This is a genomic window from Streptomyces sp. NPDC059373, assembly GCF_042751495.1.
Lineage (GTDB): Bacteria > Actinomycetota > Actinomycetes > Streptomycetales > Streptomycetaceae > Actinacidiphila.
In genome coordinates, this window is sequence record NZ_JBHYXC010000034.1 from 39,066 (window position 1) to 55,548 (window position 16,483).

At 73.6% G+C, this 16,483-nt stretch carries 8 protein-coding genes; 1 reads left to right on the forward strand and 7 read right to left on the reverse strand.

Going from position 1 to position 16,483, the window contains the following annotated elements:
• Window positions 1–137 precede the first annotated feature (137 nt).
• On the forward strand, window positions 138–2,654 hold the full coding sequence (locus tag ACFXJ5_RS31910) for an SCO5717 family growth-regulating ATPase (protein ID WP_384638804.1): 2,517 nt from the start codon (window positions 138–140) through the stop codon (window positions 2,652–2,654).
• Window positions 2,655–2,721: 67 nt separating this feature from the next.
• On the opposite strand, the gene ACFXJ5_RS31915 is transcribed toward ACFXJ5_RS31910, so the two are convergent.
• The 7 genes from ACFXJ5_RS31915 to ACFXJ5_RS31945 all read right to left on the reverse strand — a co-directional run bounded on the left by ACFXJ5_RS31915 (window position 2,722) and on the right by ACFXJ5_RS31945 (window position 16,460).
• Window positions 2,722–3,675, reverse strand: a complete 954-nt coding sequence (locus ACFXJ5_RS31915; protein WP_384638807.1) for a bifunctional riboflavin kinase/FAD synthetase — start codon at window positions 3,673–3,675, stop codon at window positions 2,722–2,724.
• A gap of 85 nt (window positions 3,676–3,760) precedes the next feature.
• Window positions 3,761–7,399, reverse strand: coding sequence for a trypsin-like peptidase domain-containing protein (locus ACFXJ5_RS31920; RefSeq protein ID WP_384638810.1), 3,639 nt, complete (start codon window positions 7,397–7,399; stop codon window positions 3,761–3,763).
• A 253-nt stretch (window positions 7,400–7,652) separates the two neighbouring features.
• The gene (locus ACFXJ5_RS31925; protein ID WP_384638813.1) at window positions 7,653–8,345 is read right to left on the reverse strand and encodes an SMI1/KNR4 family protein; all 693 of its coding nucleotides are present in this window, start codon (window positions 8,343–8,345) and stop codon (window positions 7,653–7,655) included.
• Window positions 8,342–14,692 carry an RHS repeat-associated core domain-containing protein gene (locus tag ACFXJ5_RS31930; protein WP_384638816.1) on the reverse strand — a complete coding sequence of 2,117 codons (6,351 nt, stop codon included), beginning with the start codon at window positions 14,690–14,692 and terminating at the stop codon, window positions 8,342–8,344. The genes ACFXJ5_RS31925 and ACFXJ5_RS31930 overlap by 4 nt, the downstream gene beginning before the upstream one ends.
• Before the next feature lie 124 nt (window positions 14,693–14,816).
• A complete protein-coding gene (truB, locus tag ACFXJ5_RS31935; RefSeq protein WP_384638819.1) occupies window positions 14,817–15,686 on the reverse strand; it encodes a tRNA pseudouridine(55) synthase TruB in 870 nt (289 codons plus the stop codon).
• Window positions 15,683–16,141: a 30S ribosome-binding factor RbfA gene (gene rbfA, locus ACFXJ5_RS31940; RefSeq protein ID WP_384638822.1), complete on the reverse strand. Its 459-nt coding sequence runs from the start codon at window positions 16,139–16,141 to the stop codon at window positions 15,683–15,685. Before rbfA ends, truB begins: the two co-directional genes overlap by 4 nt.
• Window positions 16,142–16,166: 25 nt before the next feature.
• Window positions 16,167–16,460, reverse strand: a complete 294-nt coding sequence (locus ACFXJ5_RS31945; protein WP_127354767.1) for a DUF503 domain-containing protein — start codon at window positions 16,458–16,460, stop codon at window positions 16,167–16,169.
• Window positions 16,461–16,483: the final 23 nt, after the last annotated feature.

Consider the following 16,483-nt stretch of genomic DNA (forward strand, 5'->3'; position numbering starts at 1 on the left):
GTCCTACGAGCGGCAGGAGCACTTCTCCGGTGCGGTATTGGATGGTTCGGCCCTGCGGGCGTAATGACCGAATGATCCCCCCTCCATCCGGCTGTGCCGCTCGCGACGGGGAATGCAGTAGTTGACCAGGAGGCACAGTGAGCAGCGACCGGGACGGGAACGTGCCCGACGACGAGCGGGGCGAAGAGCCGCTTACGAGCGAATTCAGCATCGATTTCACGCCTCCGGCTTGGTACACGCAGCAAAGTGGTGCCGGTGGCGATACGGGATCGTCCTCGCCGCCGGCATCGTCCGCGCCGGCTCCCCCGCCACCGCTGGGCCAGCCGGTGCCGTTGGGCGGCGTGCAGCCGCTGTCGACTGGGGGCACCCCGGCTCCGGCGGCGCCGACGCCCGCGTCCGAACCCGCCCCTCCGGCTCCTCCCGTTGCGCAGGCCGCGCCCGCCGCGCCGCCGGCCGGTGCGCCCGGGTTCCCGATGCTCCGGCCCAACGTGTCGGAGGAGCCGCCCGCTCCGGCGCCGGCAGCCCAGGCACCGGCTCCGGCTCCGGTTTCCCGCCCTGAGCAGGCCGCGCCCACCGTGGCTGCGCCGGATCCCGCCGCGTCGGTCTGGGGTGCGTCGGACGACCCGGAGCCCGCGGCGGCCGAGGAGGCCCCGCAACCCCAGGCCGAACCGGAGCCCGAGCCTGCCGCGGAGCCGGTCGCCGAGCCCGTCGCCGAGCCCGTCGCCGAGGTCGCGGCGGAGCCTGCCCCCGAGCCGCAGCCCGCCGCCCCGATGCCGCCCGTCGCGCCCACCACCCCGGCCCCGCCGCCCGGTTACGGCTACCCCCAGCCCGGCAGCCCCGCCCAGGGCGCGCCGTGGGGTCCGCCTCCGCAGGGTCAGCCGCAGCCGCCCGCCCCGGACCAGGGCGCGGTGCCGCCGCTGCCGCCGGGCTACCCGCCCGCCGAGCCGTACCCCCAGCAGCAGCCGCCGGGCGGTTACGGCTACCCCCAGCCCGGCCCCGGCCAGCCCGCCCCCGGCGCAGCCTGGCCGCCGCCCCAGCAGCAACAGGCGCAGCAGCCCTACCCCGCCCCCGGCCCCAACGTCCCGCCCCCGCCGCCCGGTTACGGCTACCCGCAGCCCGGCGCACCCGTCCCGCCGCAGGCCCAGCCGCAGCCGTACCCGCCGCAGCAGTACGCCGGCCAGCCGCAGCCCCCGCAGCAGCAGTACCCGCCGCAGCCCCAGCCGGGCTACGGCTACCCCCAGCCCGGCGCGCCCATCCCGCCCCAGGCCCAGCCGCCGCAGCCCCAGCCCCAGCCCCAGCCCCAGCAGGCCCAGGCCCAGCCCGGCCCCCAGGCACCGCCCCAGCAGCAACAGCCGCAGCCGCAAGCTCCGCAGCCCGTCGCCGGCCCCCAACAGCCGGTCGACCCGCGCAGTGGCGGCTGGCCCACCGTGCCCGAGCAGGGCCAGCACCGTGGCGTCGCCGGCGCACCGCTCGGCTACACGGCGGCCGTCGAGCTGTCCTCGGACCGTCTGCTGCGCAATCAGCCCAAGGCCCGTAAGCCCGGGGCGAATGCCCAGCCCAGCAGGTTCAAGCTCGGCGCGAAGAAGGAGCAGGAGGAGCGGGAGCGCAAGCTGGCGCTGATCCGTACTCCGGTCCTGTCCTGCTACCGGATCGCGGTGATCAGCCTCAAGGGCGGTGTCGGCAAGACCACCACGACCACCGCCCTCGGCTCGACCCTCGCGTCCGAGCGCCAGGACAAGATCCTCGCGATCGACGCCAACCCCGACGCCGGCACCCTCGGCCGCCGCGTCCGCCGCGAGACCGGCGCGACCATCCGCGACCTTGTGCAGAATCTCCCCAATCTGCACAGCTACATGGACATCCGCCGCTTCACCTCGCAGGCGTCCTCCGGTCTGGAGATCATCGCCAACGACGTCGACCCGGCGGTCTCCACCACCTTCAACGACGAGGACTACCGCCGCGCCATCGACCTGCTCGGCCGTCAGTACCCGATCATCCTCACCGACTCGGGCACCGGTCTGCTCTACAGCGCCATGCGCGGCGTCCTGGACCTCGCCGACCAGCTCATCATCATCTCCACCCCGTCCGTCGACGGCGCGAGCAGTGCCAGCACCACGCTCGACTGGCTGAGCGCGCACGGCTACGCCGACCTGGTCCAGCGCAGCCTCACCGTCATCTCCGGTGTCCGCGAGACCGGCAAGATGATCAAGGTCGACGACATCGTCGCCCACTTCGAGACCCGCTGCCGCGGCGTCATCGTCGTCCCCTTCGACGAACACCTCGCCGCCGGCGCCGAGGTCGACCTCGACATGATGCGCCCCAAGACCCGCGAGGCCTACTTCAACCTCTCCGCCCTCGTCGCCGAGGACATGGTCCGGGCCCAGCAGGCCCAGGGCCTCTACGGCCAGCAGCAGTACGACCCGTACGCTCAGCAGCCTCCCCAGCAGGGTTATCCGCCCCAGCAGCCCCAGCAGCCGTACGAGCAGCAGCAGGGCTGGGCCCAGCAACCCCCGCCACCCCCGGAGGCCCAGCCCCAACCGCAACCTCCCCAGCAGCCCGGCTACGGCCAGCAACCCCCGCCCGGCTGGCAGCAACAACCCCCCGCCGACCCCCAACCCGGCTACGGCTACCCGCCGTCACCCCCGCCGGTCTAGCCCGTACACAAACCAAAAGGGCCCGGCACCGCGCATCGCGGTGCCGGGCCCTTTTGGCGCGTGGCGCTTACGCTCCGTCGTGCGCGTCGACCAGCTCGCGGGCGCGCTTCACGTCGTCCGCCATGCGCTCCAGCAGGGCGTCGATCGTGTCGAACTTCTCCATGCCGCGCAGGTAGGCGAGGAAGTCGACGGCGACGTGGAGCCCGTACAGGTCGAGGCCGACGCGGTCGATGGCGTAGGCCTCGACCGTGCGGGCCGTGCCGTCGAAGGTCGGGTTGGTGCCGACGGAGATGGCGGCGGGCATGGCCTCGCCGTTGACGTGGAGCCAGCCGGCGTAGACGCCGTCGGCGGGGATGGCGGTGTGGGGGAGGGTCTCGACGTTGGCGGTGGGGTAGCCGAGGTCGCGGCCGCGCTGGGCGCCGCGGACGACGACGCCCTCCACACGATGCGGGCGGCCGAGGATTTCCATGGCGCCCTCGACGTCGCCCTCGGCGACGAGGCGGCGGGCGAGGGTGGAGGAGAAGGGCAGGCCGGCACCGGCGGCGCCGGTGACGTAGAGGTCGACGACGTCGACGTCGTAGTCGTACTTGAGGCCCATGGCGGTGAGGAACTCGACGTCGCCGGCGGCCTTGTGGCCGAAGCGGAAGTTGGGGCCCTCGACGACGATCTTGGCGTGCAGGGCATCGACCAGGACGGTACGGATGAAGTCACCCGGGGAGAGCTTGGAGAACTCGGAGGTGAAGGGAAGGATCAGCAGGGCGTCGACGCCGAGCCCCTCCATCAGTTCCGCGCGGCGGTGGTGCGCGGCCAGCAGCGGGGGGTGGGAGCCGGGGCGTACGACCTCGCTGGGGTGGGGGTCGAAGGTGACGACGACCGACTTGAGGCCCAGCTCACGGGCCCGCTCGACCGCGCGGCCAATGATCAGCTGGTGGCCGCGGTGGACCCCGTCGTACGAGCCGATGGTGACGACGCTACGCCCCCAGTCCCTGGGAACGTCCTCCAAGCCCCGCCAGCGCTGCACTGTGACCGCTCCTCGCCATTCCATTCGGCAATCTGCAGGTCCAAGACTGCCATGCCGCCGGGTCCCCCCGGGAACCGGCCGTGTTTCATCGGGCTAACGCGGCAGGCGGTCCGGGGTCGGGCTCGAGCCGCTCGAACATCCGGCGGGCGCTCGGCCCGATCACCGCGTCCCATCCGCCGCCGCCCGTGGCCAGCCAGCCGCGCACCTGGCGGGCGAAGCCCGGCGAGCCGACGGCCAGCTGCACCAGGCGCCGGTCGAAGGACGCCGCGCCCTCCGGCGTACGGCAGAGCAGCAGTCCGACGCGGTGGACGAGGTCGCGGGTCATGGGGGCGGGGCGGCGGGCGCAGCCGTCGGCGGCGGCGCGCAGCAGGGCGTCGAGGACGGCGGGGTCGCGTTCGTGGTCCAGGAGGGCGTCGAGGAGCTCCTGGCGCAGCGGGCGCGAGGTGTGGGTGCCGGGCCCGGCCAGTACGGGGGCGAGGGTTCGCCGCACCTCAGGGGGCTGGTCCCGGAGCAGGCCGACGGCCAGCGGGAAGATCACGGAACGGGCGCTGGGCCCGTGCTCCAGGCGCCGGTCGAGGTAGGCGGCCACATGGACGGCGCCTTCGGGACGGTGGTCGAGGTGATCGCGTACGAGGACGGCGACCCGGCGCGCGAGGGCGGGCGTCGTCACCTCGGCCAGCGCGCGCAGCACCTCGGCGGCGCCGTCCCCGGGCTCGCGGAGCCGGGCCTGGAAGGCGGCCAGCACCGGTTCGGGGTGCGTGGTGAGGGCGGCGGCGAGCGCGCTGGCCGGCAGCGGGGTATCGCCGGCGGCGAAGTGGGCGAGGGCGGCCGGCAGGTGACGGGAGCGGGTGGCGGGGTCGCGTACGAGGAGGGCCAGGGCACCGCCGTGCAGGGTGCAGTCGGCGGGACGGCCCAGGATGGCGAGGGCGGCGTAGCGGAGCAACTCGCGGTCGGCGCCCGAGGTGACGTGCGGGGCGGCACGCAGGCCGTACGAGGTCGCGGCGACGTGGCGCTCGGGCCGCTCCTCGTGCGCCCACCGGTCCACGGCGCGGCACACCGCCGACGGCTCGTCCTCGGCCAGGGCCGCCAGCAGTTCGTCGGCGCGCGGATGGCCCGCGGCCACCAGAGCCTCCGTGAGGTCGTCCACGGCCCGCTGCCGGTGGGTGTGCAGCAACGCCTGGGCGGCCGCCGCCACGGTGGGGCGCGGCCCCCCGCCCCCCGGTGCCGCCTGCAAGGGCCGCTCGTCGTCGAACCACCCGCACAGCACGGGCATCGCCGCCCGTGGCTCGGCGGCCAGCAGCTCCCCGGCGGCGGTCAGGAACCGCTCCCCCGCCGGCCCCGGGGACGGCGGGGCGTCGGCCGGCAGCAGCAGCCGGAGCACCTCCAGCCGGTCGGCGAGCGGAAGCCGGAGCCGGCGCCAGAACCAGGGCCCGAACTCGGCGAGGCCGCCATCCGCCTCCCCCGGGAGGCCGCCAGGGAGGCCGCCCGAGAAGCCGCCCGGGAAGCCGCCCCGTTCGACCGAGCGGGCGGTGACGCGCTCCGCCAGCAGCCGCAGCACGCCCCGGTACGCGGTGGCGTCCGGTAGCCGGAGCAGCACCTCGCCCAGCAGGTGGGCCGCCCACCACACGGCGTCGGCCCGGCGGGGATCGGCGGGCGTGGCCGGCGCCGTCGGCTCGGCGGCGGCACGGTCGAGGACCCGGACCAGCTCGCGCAGGCGGCGGCCGAGTGCGGCGGGACCGGAGTCCCGCGCGGCCAGCAGGAGGGACTCGACGACCGGCCCGATCCGGTGCCGGGGCACCGGGAGTGCGCGCGGCGCGGCGGGCGGCGCCAGTGGCGGGGCGGGCGGCACCGGGGGGCCGGCGGCGTGGCGGGCGGGCGAGCCGGGGCGCGAGGGAAGCCGTACGGGGGCCTCCGCGGAATCGGCGAAACCCGGGGCGCCCGGGGCCGGCGCGGCGAACCAGCGGCTGACCAGGGCGTACAGGGCGGCGTCCAGGTCGAGGTGGCGGCCCTGGAGCCAGTCCGCGAACTCCTCGTGCGCGAAGCGGTATCCGGCCCCCGCCGGTACCACCAGCCCCTCCGTGAGCACCGCCGACGCCCAGCCCTCGCGCCACGGGAACAGCTCCTCGAAGGACTCCCGGTCCAACTCCCCCTGCCCCGGCCCCAGGCACCGCCGGGCCGCCTCGTGCGCCTGCCCGGCGACCCGCGCCGCCAGCCGCCGCACCGCCGTGCCACTCCCCCGGGCCTGACCGGCCGCCGCCAGCCGCACCGCGATCCGCAGGCACACCAGGTCCAGGTACGCCGAGAAGACCTCGGCCCGGTTCGGCGTCCCGATGGCGGAGGCCTCCGGCAGCGCGGCCCGCACCTCCGACAGCAGCCGCAGGGCCAGCGGGTGCGCGGCGTCCTCGTCGGCCAAGGCCCCGGCGGGGATGCCGTAGCGATCCCGGGCGTGCCCGGCCTCCTCGGGTGGCAGGTCGCCGAGGCGTACGCAGGGCGGCAGGGCGCGGGCACCCGACGGATCCTCGGCGACGTACGGCATACCGGCGGGGAAGAGGGTGCCCGCCTGCTCCCAGTATTCGGCGCGGCAGGCCACGACCAGGCGTACGCCGGCCGCCCGCAGCCAACTCGCGGTGCCGGCGGTCCAGTCGGGCAGGGCGTGCGCCAGCACCGGCGGCATCTCCTCGGGTCCGTCGAGGAGGACGAGCAGCGGCCGCCCCGACACCCGGGCGAGGTGGGCGACGGCGTCCGGCGAGGCGTCGGGCGGCTCACCGGTGCCGCCCGCCGCGGCGTGCACGATGCGGGCTGCGGTACGCAGTGACCGTTCCACCGCGTCCTTCACCCCGCCGTCCCCCGGGCGGAGTTCGGCGCCGCGCAGCCAGATGGTGGGCTCGGGCTGGGCCCCGACGGCGCGGCGGGCGGCGAGTGCGGCGAGCTCGGTCGTACGGCCGCAGCCGGGATCGCCGACGAGGCCGAGCACGAGCGCGCTGTTGGCCCCGCCCGACGTGAATCGTCCCAGCTCCTCCGCCGTCCCGGGCCGGTCCACCGGCTCCCGCCACGCGCGCGGCCCCGCCGCCGAGCCGACCGAGGTCGCCGTGAGTTGGAGCGCCCCCGCGAGGTTGAGGTGCCTCCCGTACGCCGGGACGGTGGCCGCGTTCCGGGCCAGCAGTTCGCCCAGCGGCCCTTCCCGCCGCCGCAGCGGCACCGCGAAGCCGCTCGCGCGGTGCCCCGCCTGCATCGCCGTGACGACCACCGCCAGCACCGCGCCCGTCTCGGCGTCCAGCACCGGCGTCCCGGAGGCCTGCGGGTGCAGGGGGTCCACCGCGAGTTCGTACACCTCGTCCAGGAGGTGGAAGCGGTCGGTCGCGGTGTACGTGACCGGGGTGCTGCCCACGATCGCCGCGTCCATCCACGTACGCCCCCGCAGCCGCACCCGGCCGTCCGGGTGCGCGGGTCCGGACCCGGCCACCGGCAGCGGACGCACGGCCAGTCCCTCGGTCGCGACGAGGGCCAGGCCGAGTTCGGGCAGCGCGGTGACCGCGTGCGCCTCGGCCAGCACGGTCTGGTCGCCATGGGCGTGCAGCACGAGCCGGGCGAGGCCGTCGACGGCCTCATGACTTGTCAGAAGAGTGCCGGCGCCGTCGGCGAGAAACCCCGTTCCCCGCGGCCGTCCGGCCAGATCACAGATGCGTACCAGCGCATCGTCGACATCGGCGGCCCGCCCCGGCATCCGCGCACCTCCCCGCCACAGTGCACCGGTTCGACTGTATTTCGACGGTATGCGCCCGTTGATCGTTCCAACAGATGTCCTGGCGAACGCGCCCCCGTGCACCCCTCGGTTCACTCCGAGCGCCCGTCCGATGGGGTGAATTGACCTTCGGAGTTGGATAGAGAGCAGCGCAGGAGGGGAATCGTGCAGCGCGGGCCGACCGGGGGAGGGCAGGCCCGCGCTGGACGGTCAGGCCGAAATCACGGCCTGGGACCTACGACAGTCCGACCGACAGCACGCGCAACCGTGGCCGCCCCTGCTCGTCCGTCCAGGGGGCGACCCCGGTGAGCAGGTCGTCGGGCGCTGCGGCTCCGACGGCCGTGGCGATGTCGCCCGCGTAGGTCATGGCGGTCACCGCCGGCAGTCGCGTCACCTGTCCGATGTCCTCCGTGCCGTCCAGGGCGAGCGACGGCACGAAGGCCCAGTGCTGGTCGGCGGCGATGGGGCCGTAGCGTTCCACGGCCTCCACCGTCAGCTCGTCGTACGGCTTCTTGGCGTTGCGCAGGAGCTCGTCCGCGAGGAACTCCTCGAAGGAGCCCGCGATCACCTCGGACCGCAGGAAGTTGCCCTCCAGGAAGTGGACTTCCGGGGCGAGGCCGCCGCCGGGCTCCCTGCGGTAGGCGTACTGGTCGCCCCAGGCGGTCTCGCCGAAGAAGACGAAGGGTTCCGCCCGCTCGTCCCAGGCGAAGCGCCAGGTCTGCGGGGCGTTCCAGGCCGCGAGGTCGAGGTGGGCCGGCCGGTCGGTGCCGAAGAGCCGGAAGGCACCGTGGTAGACGGTGAAGCCGTTCAGCTCCCGCAGCAACTCCCGGTGGCCCTCCGGGAGTTCGTACCCGGCGTCGGCCCCGGAGGGGGCGCCGAGGTCGCCGGCGAGCGGCCTCAACGCCCGTACCGTGTCGTGCACCGTCACAGTGGCGGTCCTCCGTCGATGGTGAATCCCCTGAGCAGTACGCCGATCCTGGATCCCAGGACGCCTCCGGCCACCGAGTTGGACTTGCCCGGCATGTCCAGCCAGCCGGCGGGCGGCTGGGCGGTCCCCGAGATGGCCGAGTCGGGGACGTGCCCGGCCTGGCCAGTGTACGGAGTGCCCGAGCGACGGGCGCGCAGCCGCTCGGCGCGGGCGGCCGCGCTGCTCTCCCTGGACAGCTGGCCCTGGGTGGACTGGATGACCTTGGGCCCGTTGGCGGCCAGCCAGGCGTTGGTGCGCGACACGTACTCGTTCAGCGCGTCCTTCTCGGCCTGGGTGACCAGCTTGGTCGTGGGTATGTCGACGACCTCCCCCTTGGGTGCCCGTCCGGCCACCCGTTTCCCGAGGTCGGCGATTCCCTTGCCCATGCCCCGGGCGGCCTGGGCGACCTTGGCCCCGGAGGCGCGGGCGCCGTTGGCCAGGGCCCGGCCGGTCTTGGCCGCCGCGCCGGTGAGGGCGGAGGCGGCCCGGCCGGCGGTGCTCCTGACCGCCTGCCCGGCGGTGGAGTTCAGGGCCGCCCGGCCGACCGCGCCCAGCCCGGCCATGGCCCCGGCGGTCGCCGCACCGGTGAGGGCGCCCACGCCCACCGTGGTCGCGAGGCCGCCCCAGGAGAACTGCTCCTTGCCCTCGGCGACATCGACCCCGTACCCGGCCGCCGCACCGGCCGCACCGGCCGCCGCGCCCGCCAGGATCAGGCAGCCCACGCCGGTCGCGCACACCGCGCCGACCGCGATGCCGACCCCGATGCCGACCGCCACGTCCGCGATCAGGCCCTTGTGCTGGTCGGCCCAGTCCCAGGCCGACGACACACCCGACTTGACCGAGTTCCAGGCCCCGGACAGCGACCACAGCCCGGTCGGGTCGGTGTACGAGACCGGGTTGTTGGCCCCGTAGGAGTACGGGTTGGCGGTCTGCGCCGACAGCGAGTCGTACGCCGGGTCCGTGGACAGGAAGCGGCCCAGCTCGGGGTTGTAGTAGCGGGCCCCGAGCGCCACCAGGCCGGTGCTGGGGTCCTTGGTCTTGCCGAGCCAGCCCCGGTCGGTGACCGGCGACGCGGATCCGGTGCGCACCTCCCCGTACGGGTCGTAGTAGGTGCGCTCGAACAGTCCGGTGCCTTCGAGCACGGCGATCTGCGCCGAGCCCTGGGTGTCGCTGAGCTGCCACTTCAGCAGCCCGGTCGGCAGCCGTTCGGCGACCGTGGTGCCGGCGATGGCGTAGTAGCGGGTGCCCTTGCAGATGCCGAGGGCGACGGTGATCTCCTGGCCGTCGATGTAGAGGGTGGCGACGCCGGCGGGGTCCGTTCTGGCCAGCCGGGTCCCGTCGGGCGCGTAGACGAAGCTGGTCTTCTTCAGCAGCGCCGTGGTGGCCGACACCAGCTGGTGCCGGTCGTCCCACTCGTAGGTGGTGGGGATCAGGAGCTCGGTCTGCTTGGCGGTCTGGCCGTTGGCGTCGTAGCTGTACGAGTCGTGGCCTGCGCTGGTGACCGCGTGCGGGTGGGCGCTGTCCTGGTACGCGTACGTCACGGTGCCGCCCAGCAGGGAGCGGCGGGAGGCGAGGTTGCCGTCGTCGGTGTAGGTCCAGGAGGAGTTGAAGCCGGCCGGCCCTTCGTGGGTGGTCGTGGAGCCGGCATCGGAGCAGTCGGCCTGCTGGGTGGTCCAGGCGTGGGTGAGCCGGTCGAGGCCGTCGTAGGTGTAGCAGGTCGCGACGGGCTTGGGCAGCGTGGTGTCGGTGACCGAGGTGAGGTTGCCGGAGGGGTCCCAGGCGTAGGTGTCGTCCTGTTCGGTCTTCGTGCCGTCGGTGAGCGGGTTGCCCATCAGCGTCTGGATGCGCGACAGCCGCTGGGTGCCGTCCTCGTACGCGTAGGCGCGGCGCAGCGGGAAGTGCTCGTCGGCGTAGTCGCGGCCGGCGAGCTTGCCGTCGGCGGCGTAGTCGGTGCCGGAGACGTAGTCGCGGGTCTTGCCGTCGGTGGTGCCGGACAGGGTGACCGGGTTGCCGAGGGCGTCGTAGGTGGTGGTGAGTTTCTCGGCGGGGGTGCCGATGACGGCGTCGGGGTATTCGGTGCCGACGACGTGGTCGGCGGCGTCGTAGGTGTAGTTGACGGTGTACGACAGCGCGTGGAGGGAGCCTCCGGTACCGGCCGGGAAGGTCCACTTCTTGCCGTCGACCCGGCCCCGGGGGTCGTAGCCGGTGACGGCGACCGTGTACTGCTTGCCGCCCGCGTAGCTGGTCTGCGCCGCGAGCCGGCCGGTGCCGTTGCTGATGTCGGCGGAGTCGTAGGTCCACGACGCCGTCCTGGTGCCGCTGCCGGAGGGGCCGGTCCAGCGGGCGACGGGCCGGTCGAGGGCGTCGAAGTCCGTGGTCACGGCGAGCTTGCCGGTGCCTTCGGCGAGGGCCTTGGCGTCCCAGGACTTCACGGGGTTGCCGTTGGCGTCGTACTCGGTCTTCGAGGCCCCGGAGTCCGGGTCGTCGGCGGTGAGGGACTGGCCCAGCAGGTCGTAGGTGTAGGTGGCCCTGTGGCCCTCCGGGTCGGTGGCCGAGGCGAGTTTGTCGGCGGTGGTGTAGGCGTAGGCGGTGGTGACGAGGTCGTCGCCGCTGCCTTCCTGCTTGCGTATCTCGCGGGTCCGGGTGTCGGTCCAGGAGGTGGTGGGGACGCCTCCGGCGGGCGGCGTGGTGCGGACGTGGTCGCCCCAGTAGGCGATGGTGCTCGCCCACAGCTCCTTGCCGCTGCCGTACTCGGCCTTGCGGACGGCCCGGCCGAGGGAGTCGTAGGTGTAGCGCGTCTCGTCGACCTGGTCCGCCGGGACCGACAGCAGCGCGGAGCCGGCCTCACCGGTGGCGACCAGGGGCAGGGACTCGGCGGCGACGTCGCCGTAGTCGTCGTAGCGGGTGTCGGTGACGACGGTCTTCGGGGCGTCGCCGGTGGAGGCCGGCGAGACCTCCTGGGTCTGCCGGTCGCGGCCGAGGGAGTCCAGGAAGGCCCAGGTGGTGACGTAGCTGTCGCCGGACTGGAGCTGGCGGGTGGTCACCAGTGGCGGCTTGGTGTGGTCCGGGTCCAGGTAGTACGTGAAGGTCTGGGCCGGCGGGTCGTCGGCCGCCTGCTCGGCCTCCCGTACGGAGGTGAGCCGGCCGAGCTGGTCGTAGGTGTTGGCGGTGGTGCGGTTGTTGGCGTCCTTGACGGCGGTGGGCTGCTGGCGGTCGGGGTCGAGGGTGGTGACCTCGGCCTGGCCGAGTGCGTTGGTCTCGGTGACGGTCGCCGGGCGGCCGGTGGCCGGGGCGTAGGCGGTGGTCGAGACGTTGCCGTTGCCGTCGGTCTCGCTGACGGTCCGGCCGTAGGCGTCGAAGGCGGCCGCAGTGCTGACGGACCGGGTGACCGTGTCGGGCCCGGACGCCTGGACGGCGGATACCGTACGGGTCACGTCGCCCTTGGTGACCGGTCCGCCGACGGTGGCGGAGCCGTCGTAGTACTGGTCCTTGCCGGTGATCAGCGCACCGGGGTCGTCGCAGGAGCCCTCGTAGGTGCGGACGCGGTAGGGGAAGGCGACCATCATGGCTTCCGTGGTGGCGCTGTCCCGGGCGTAACTCGACTTGGTGCAGCGGGTGTCCGTGCCTTCGGCGGTGTCGGTGACGGCGGTGGTCTGGCCGTAGCTGTCGTATGTGGTCCGCAGCCGGGTCGTACGGGCCGAACGGGCGCCGCTCGCCTCGTCGATGACGGTCTCGCGGGTCACGGCGTCGTTCTCGACGACGAGGTGGGCGTCGTCCTCGGCGCCGTTGTCGGTGCCCGCGTCGGTGGTGCGGGCGGAGGTGTAGCCGTGGACGGTGCCGCCGAGCTCGTAGTCGGCCTCCCCCGCGCCGGTGACGTGGAACTGGCGGCTCTCGCGCTCCTTGCCGCGCAGGTAGGGCTGGTCGGTGAGCGCGGTGCCCTCGGAGTCGGTGACCTGGACGGACTTGGTGCCGCCGTCGGCGGTGCGGTCGCCGTCCATGCCGCGGAAGTAGAGGGTGCGGGAGAGGGAGAGGGTGCGGGCGGCGCTCTCGTCGCGGTAGGCCGGGTCGGAGAGCTTGGCGACGTCGACGCTGCCGTAACCGCGCCAGTCGCTCCAGGACTTGCGCTCGGTGGGGGTGAGCGGATCGTCGTCGTAGTGCCAGGCGGGTGTGCCCCGGTAGCGGTACTCGGTGGCCTGGGCGGGGCCGCCGCCCGCCGTGTCGTTGACGGTGACCTTGGTGGTCAGGTACTTGTGCCAGACGCCGAATCCGGAGCTGTCGCCGTTGGTGCGCCAGCCGGGGAAGCAGTCCTGGGTGTTGCTGTCGTAATGGCCCTCGGGCAGGTTGTCGATCGGGCACGGGTCGGGCTGGCCGTACACCACGTCGACGCGCCGGCCCAGCTCGTCGGTGACCGAGGAGATGCGGAGCTTGCGCATCTCGGGGGCTCCGGAGGCGGGGTCGGCGTCGGCCCGGTTGGCGTACTCCTTGCCGGTGAACTCCACGGCGGGCAGGGACTCCTCGCCGTCCCCGGCGAGGCCGGTCTGCTGGACCTTCTCCAGCCACAGCGCGGCGCTGGTGCCGTCCGACGGCTCGGGGAAGGAGTACGTGAAGCCGAGCCGGTCGACGTCCGTCCAGCCGCCGTCGGCGTTGGAGCGCTGCGCGGTGACCGAACGCAGCAGCTCCCCGGTGAAGAAGGTCGGCGCCTTCTGGTCGTCCCCGGTGCAGTCGCCGCTGGTGCACAGCGAGTCCATCGGCACGTCGGGGTACGAGGAGGCGTGGTCGGCGTCGAAGGCCGGGCAGTCGCCGCTTCCCCCAGCGGCCTCGGTGCAGCGCGGGGCGGTGGTGAAGTGCAGCCGGGCCGGGGCCTGGGTGTCCTCGGCGCCGGAGCGCTGGGAGTAGACGATGTCGCGCAGCGAGCCGCCGCGTACGTACTCGGTGGAGCGGGAGGCGATGCCGTTGCGGGCGTAGCGGTTGGTTTCCTGGGTGTAGAAGAAGGTGCTGGAGTTGCCGTGGGCGTCCACGACGCCGTCGAGGTTCCAGCGCCAGGCCTGCTGGCACCAGGAGTCCTCCAGCGACGCTGCGTGGCAGGGCTCGCCGGAGTCGTCGCCGAAGACGGGGACGGTGAAGACCGAGTCGGTGGCGCTGCCCGTGGTGGCCTGCTTGCCGCGCCCGAAGGTGTACTCGGTGCCCTGAGGGGTGGTCACCACCCAGTACTCGCCGTTGTTGTCGCCGTTGTCGGCGCCGGTGAAGCGCTGCACGCGCCAGCCGGGGTCCTCCTTGGCGCGCCAGATGTCGTCGCCGGCTGCCTTGTCCTTCACCAGCGCGGACGACGTGCCCTGCAGGGACAGCCGCAGCTCGTCGCCGGCCCAGCACAGGTCGCCGGTGTCGCCGCCGTCGTCGGCGCAGCCCTTGTAGCGGCGCTCCAGGAAGGGCAGCGCCAGGTCCCAGCCCTGACCGACCCAGGACGGCTGGTTGTTCTCGGCGGCGACCATGCCGTCCACGGCCTGCGAGGAGTAGCCGAGGTTGATGTCGGGCGCGTCCCCGGCGAGCGCGGGCACCTGCGGCAGGGGCAGGGACCAGTTGAAGTCGCCGGACTGCAGGCCGACCGACCACTTGCTGGACGACGACAGCTTGGTCGCGGTCGCGGAGCCGGTCTCGCCGGACACTGCGGCGATGACGACGAAGACGGTGCCCGGATCCGAGGCGGGAACGTCGGCGACGAGGGTGTGGGTGGTCAGGTCCACATGGCTGGGCACCGGCGTGCCGGTGGCGCAGTCCGGGTTCTCCGGTGCGGTCAGTACGCAGGCGGGCTTGGCCGCCAGACGTAACCGGGACTCGAAGTCCCCGCCGTACGCGTCCGCGAACCCGGAGACGTCGATCCGGACGCCGACCTTGCCGCCGCCCTCGGCCTTCGAGACCCGGAACGCCGTGCCGTGGCCGCCCGAACGGCGGGCGGTGTCATTGCCGTACGCGGTGACCGAGACCTGGTCCGGTGCCTTGGCCCGGGCCCTGGGCGCGGTGACGGACACCGCGCTGGCGCCCACCTCGGCCGGTGCGGCGCCCGAGCGTACGGCGACGGTCCCCGAACCGCCCTTGGGCCACCGCACCTTGGCGGGCGTTGCCTGCGCGGGTGTCGTGTCGGCCGCCTTGGGCCTGGCCTTGACCGCCGTCCCCGTCACGTTCACCACGGCGGCGTCGGCGTTCGCGATGTCCGTCACGACGGCTGCGGCTGCCTGCGCCACCGGTTGGAGCCCCGTGAGCACCAGGGCCGCTAACGCCACACCGGTGACCTTGGACCGTCCTCTGCGCATGTGCCGCCCCCATAACAGCCGACTCACAGAAATCAGGGCTGCGACGATCTCAAGGCATACATGTACGCGTCAATCGAACGGCTTTCGCTCCCCCGGTTCCGGAACTGGCCGTGTCCTACACCGGTCAGGCGAAGTTGGCGAGGATCTTCGACTCGCCGTCCTTGGCCTCGACCAGGGCCAGGAAACGGTCGTCCGGGCCGAAAACGGCCGTGGGCACATCCCCGACACCTGAGGGGAGGGGCAGCCGGATGCCGTGCGAGAGCCGCTTGGCCTGCTCGGCGTCGACCTCCCAACGGGGAAAGGCAGCGCCCGCCGCCTCACCGATGGGCATGATGTCGAGGGATTCCTCGAGCTGCTCCAGGGTGCGGGCCACCCCGATCCCGTACGGACCGACCCGGGTGCGCCGCAGGGCGGTGAGGTGGCCGCCGACGCCGAGGTCGGCGCCCAGGTCGCGGGCGAGGGCGCGGATGTAGGTGCCGGAGGAGCACTCGACGGTGACGTCGAGGTCGACGAGGTCGCCCTCACGGCGCAGGTCGTCCAGGGTGAAGGAGGAGACGGTGACCGGCCGGGCGGCCAGCTCGAAGTCCTCGCCGCCGCGCACCCGCGCGTAGGACCGTACGCCGTTGACCTTGATGGCGCTGACCTTGGAGGGGACCTGAAGGATGTCGCCGGTGAGCTTGGCGATGCCCGCGTCCACGGCCTCGCGGGTGACGCCGGCCGCCGGGGCGGACGCGGTCACCTCGCCCTCCGCGTCGTCCGTCACCGTGGTCCGGCCGAGCCGGATCGTGGCGACGTACTCCTTACGGGTGAGGGCGAGGTGGCCGAGGAGGCGGGTGGCCTTCTCGACGCCGAGGACCAGGACGCCCGTCGCCATCGGGTCCAGGGTGCCGGCGTGGCCGACGCGCCGGGTGCCGGCGAGGCGCCGCATACGCGACACCACGCCGTGGGAGGTCAGACCGGCCGGCTTGTCGACAATGACGAGCCCGTCCTTCATGCCTTGTCGCCCTGCTCGTCCTCGAGCTCGTCGTCCTCGGAGGGCTTGCGGTACGGGTCCGCCTCGCCCGCGTACGCCGCGTCCGTGGCCGTCTTGCGGACGTCCTCGTCGATGGCGCGGGCCTTGGCGAGGAGGTCCTCGATGGTGCGGGCGTTCTCCGGGATCGCGTCGGCGACGAAGGTCAGGCTCGGAGTGAAGCGCACTCCGGTCTGCCGTCCGACCTCGGAGCGGAGGACGCCCTTGGCGCTCTCCAGAGCGGCGGCCGAGGCCGTGCGCTCCTCCTCGGAGCCGAAGACCGTGTAGAAGACGGTCGCCTCCCGGAGGTCACCGGTGACCCGGGTGTCGGTGATCGTGACGTACCCCAGGCGCGGATCCTTGATCCGGCGCTGAAGGGTCTCGGCGACCACGACCCGGATGCGGTCCGCCAGCTTGCGCGCCCGCGCGGTGTCGGTCATGCGTGCTCTTCTCTCTCTTCGGTCTTCAGTCGTCGTCGCCGTGCAGCCGCTGCCGTACCGACAGCAGGTCCACCTCGGGCCGGGCGGCCATCCAGCGCTCGCACCGGTCCAGTACGTCATTGAGGTGTCCGAGGTCCCCGGACACCACCGCCAGGCCGATCTCGGCCCTGCGGTAAAGATCATGGCCGTCGACCTCGGCCACGCTGACCGCGAACTTGCGGTGCAGCTCGGCGACGATGGGCCGGACGACGGACCGCTTCTCCTTCAGTGACCGTACGTCACCGAGAAGCAGATCGAAGGACAGCGTGCCTACATACATGGGCGTCAGGGCAAGCCGCCCTG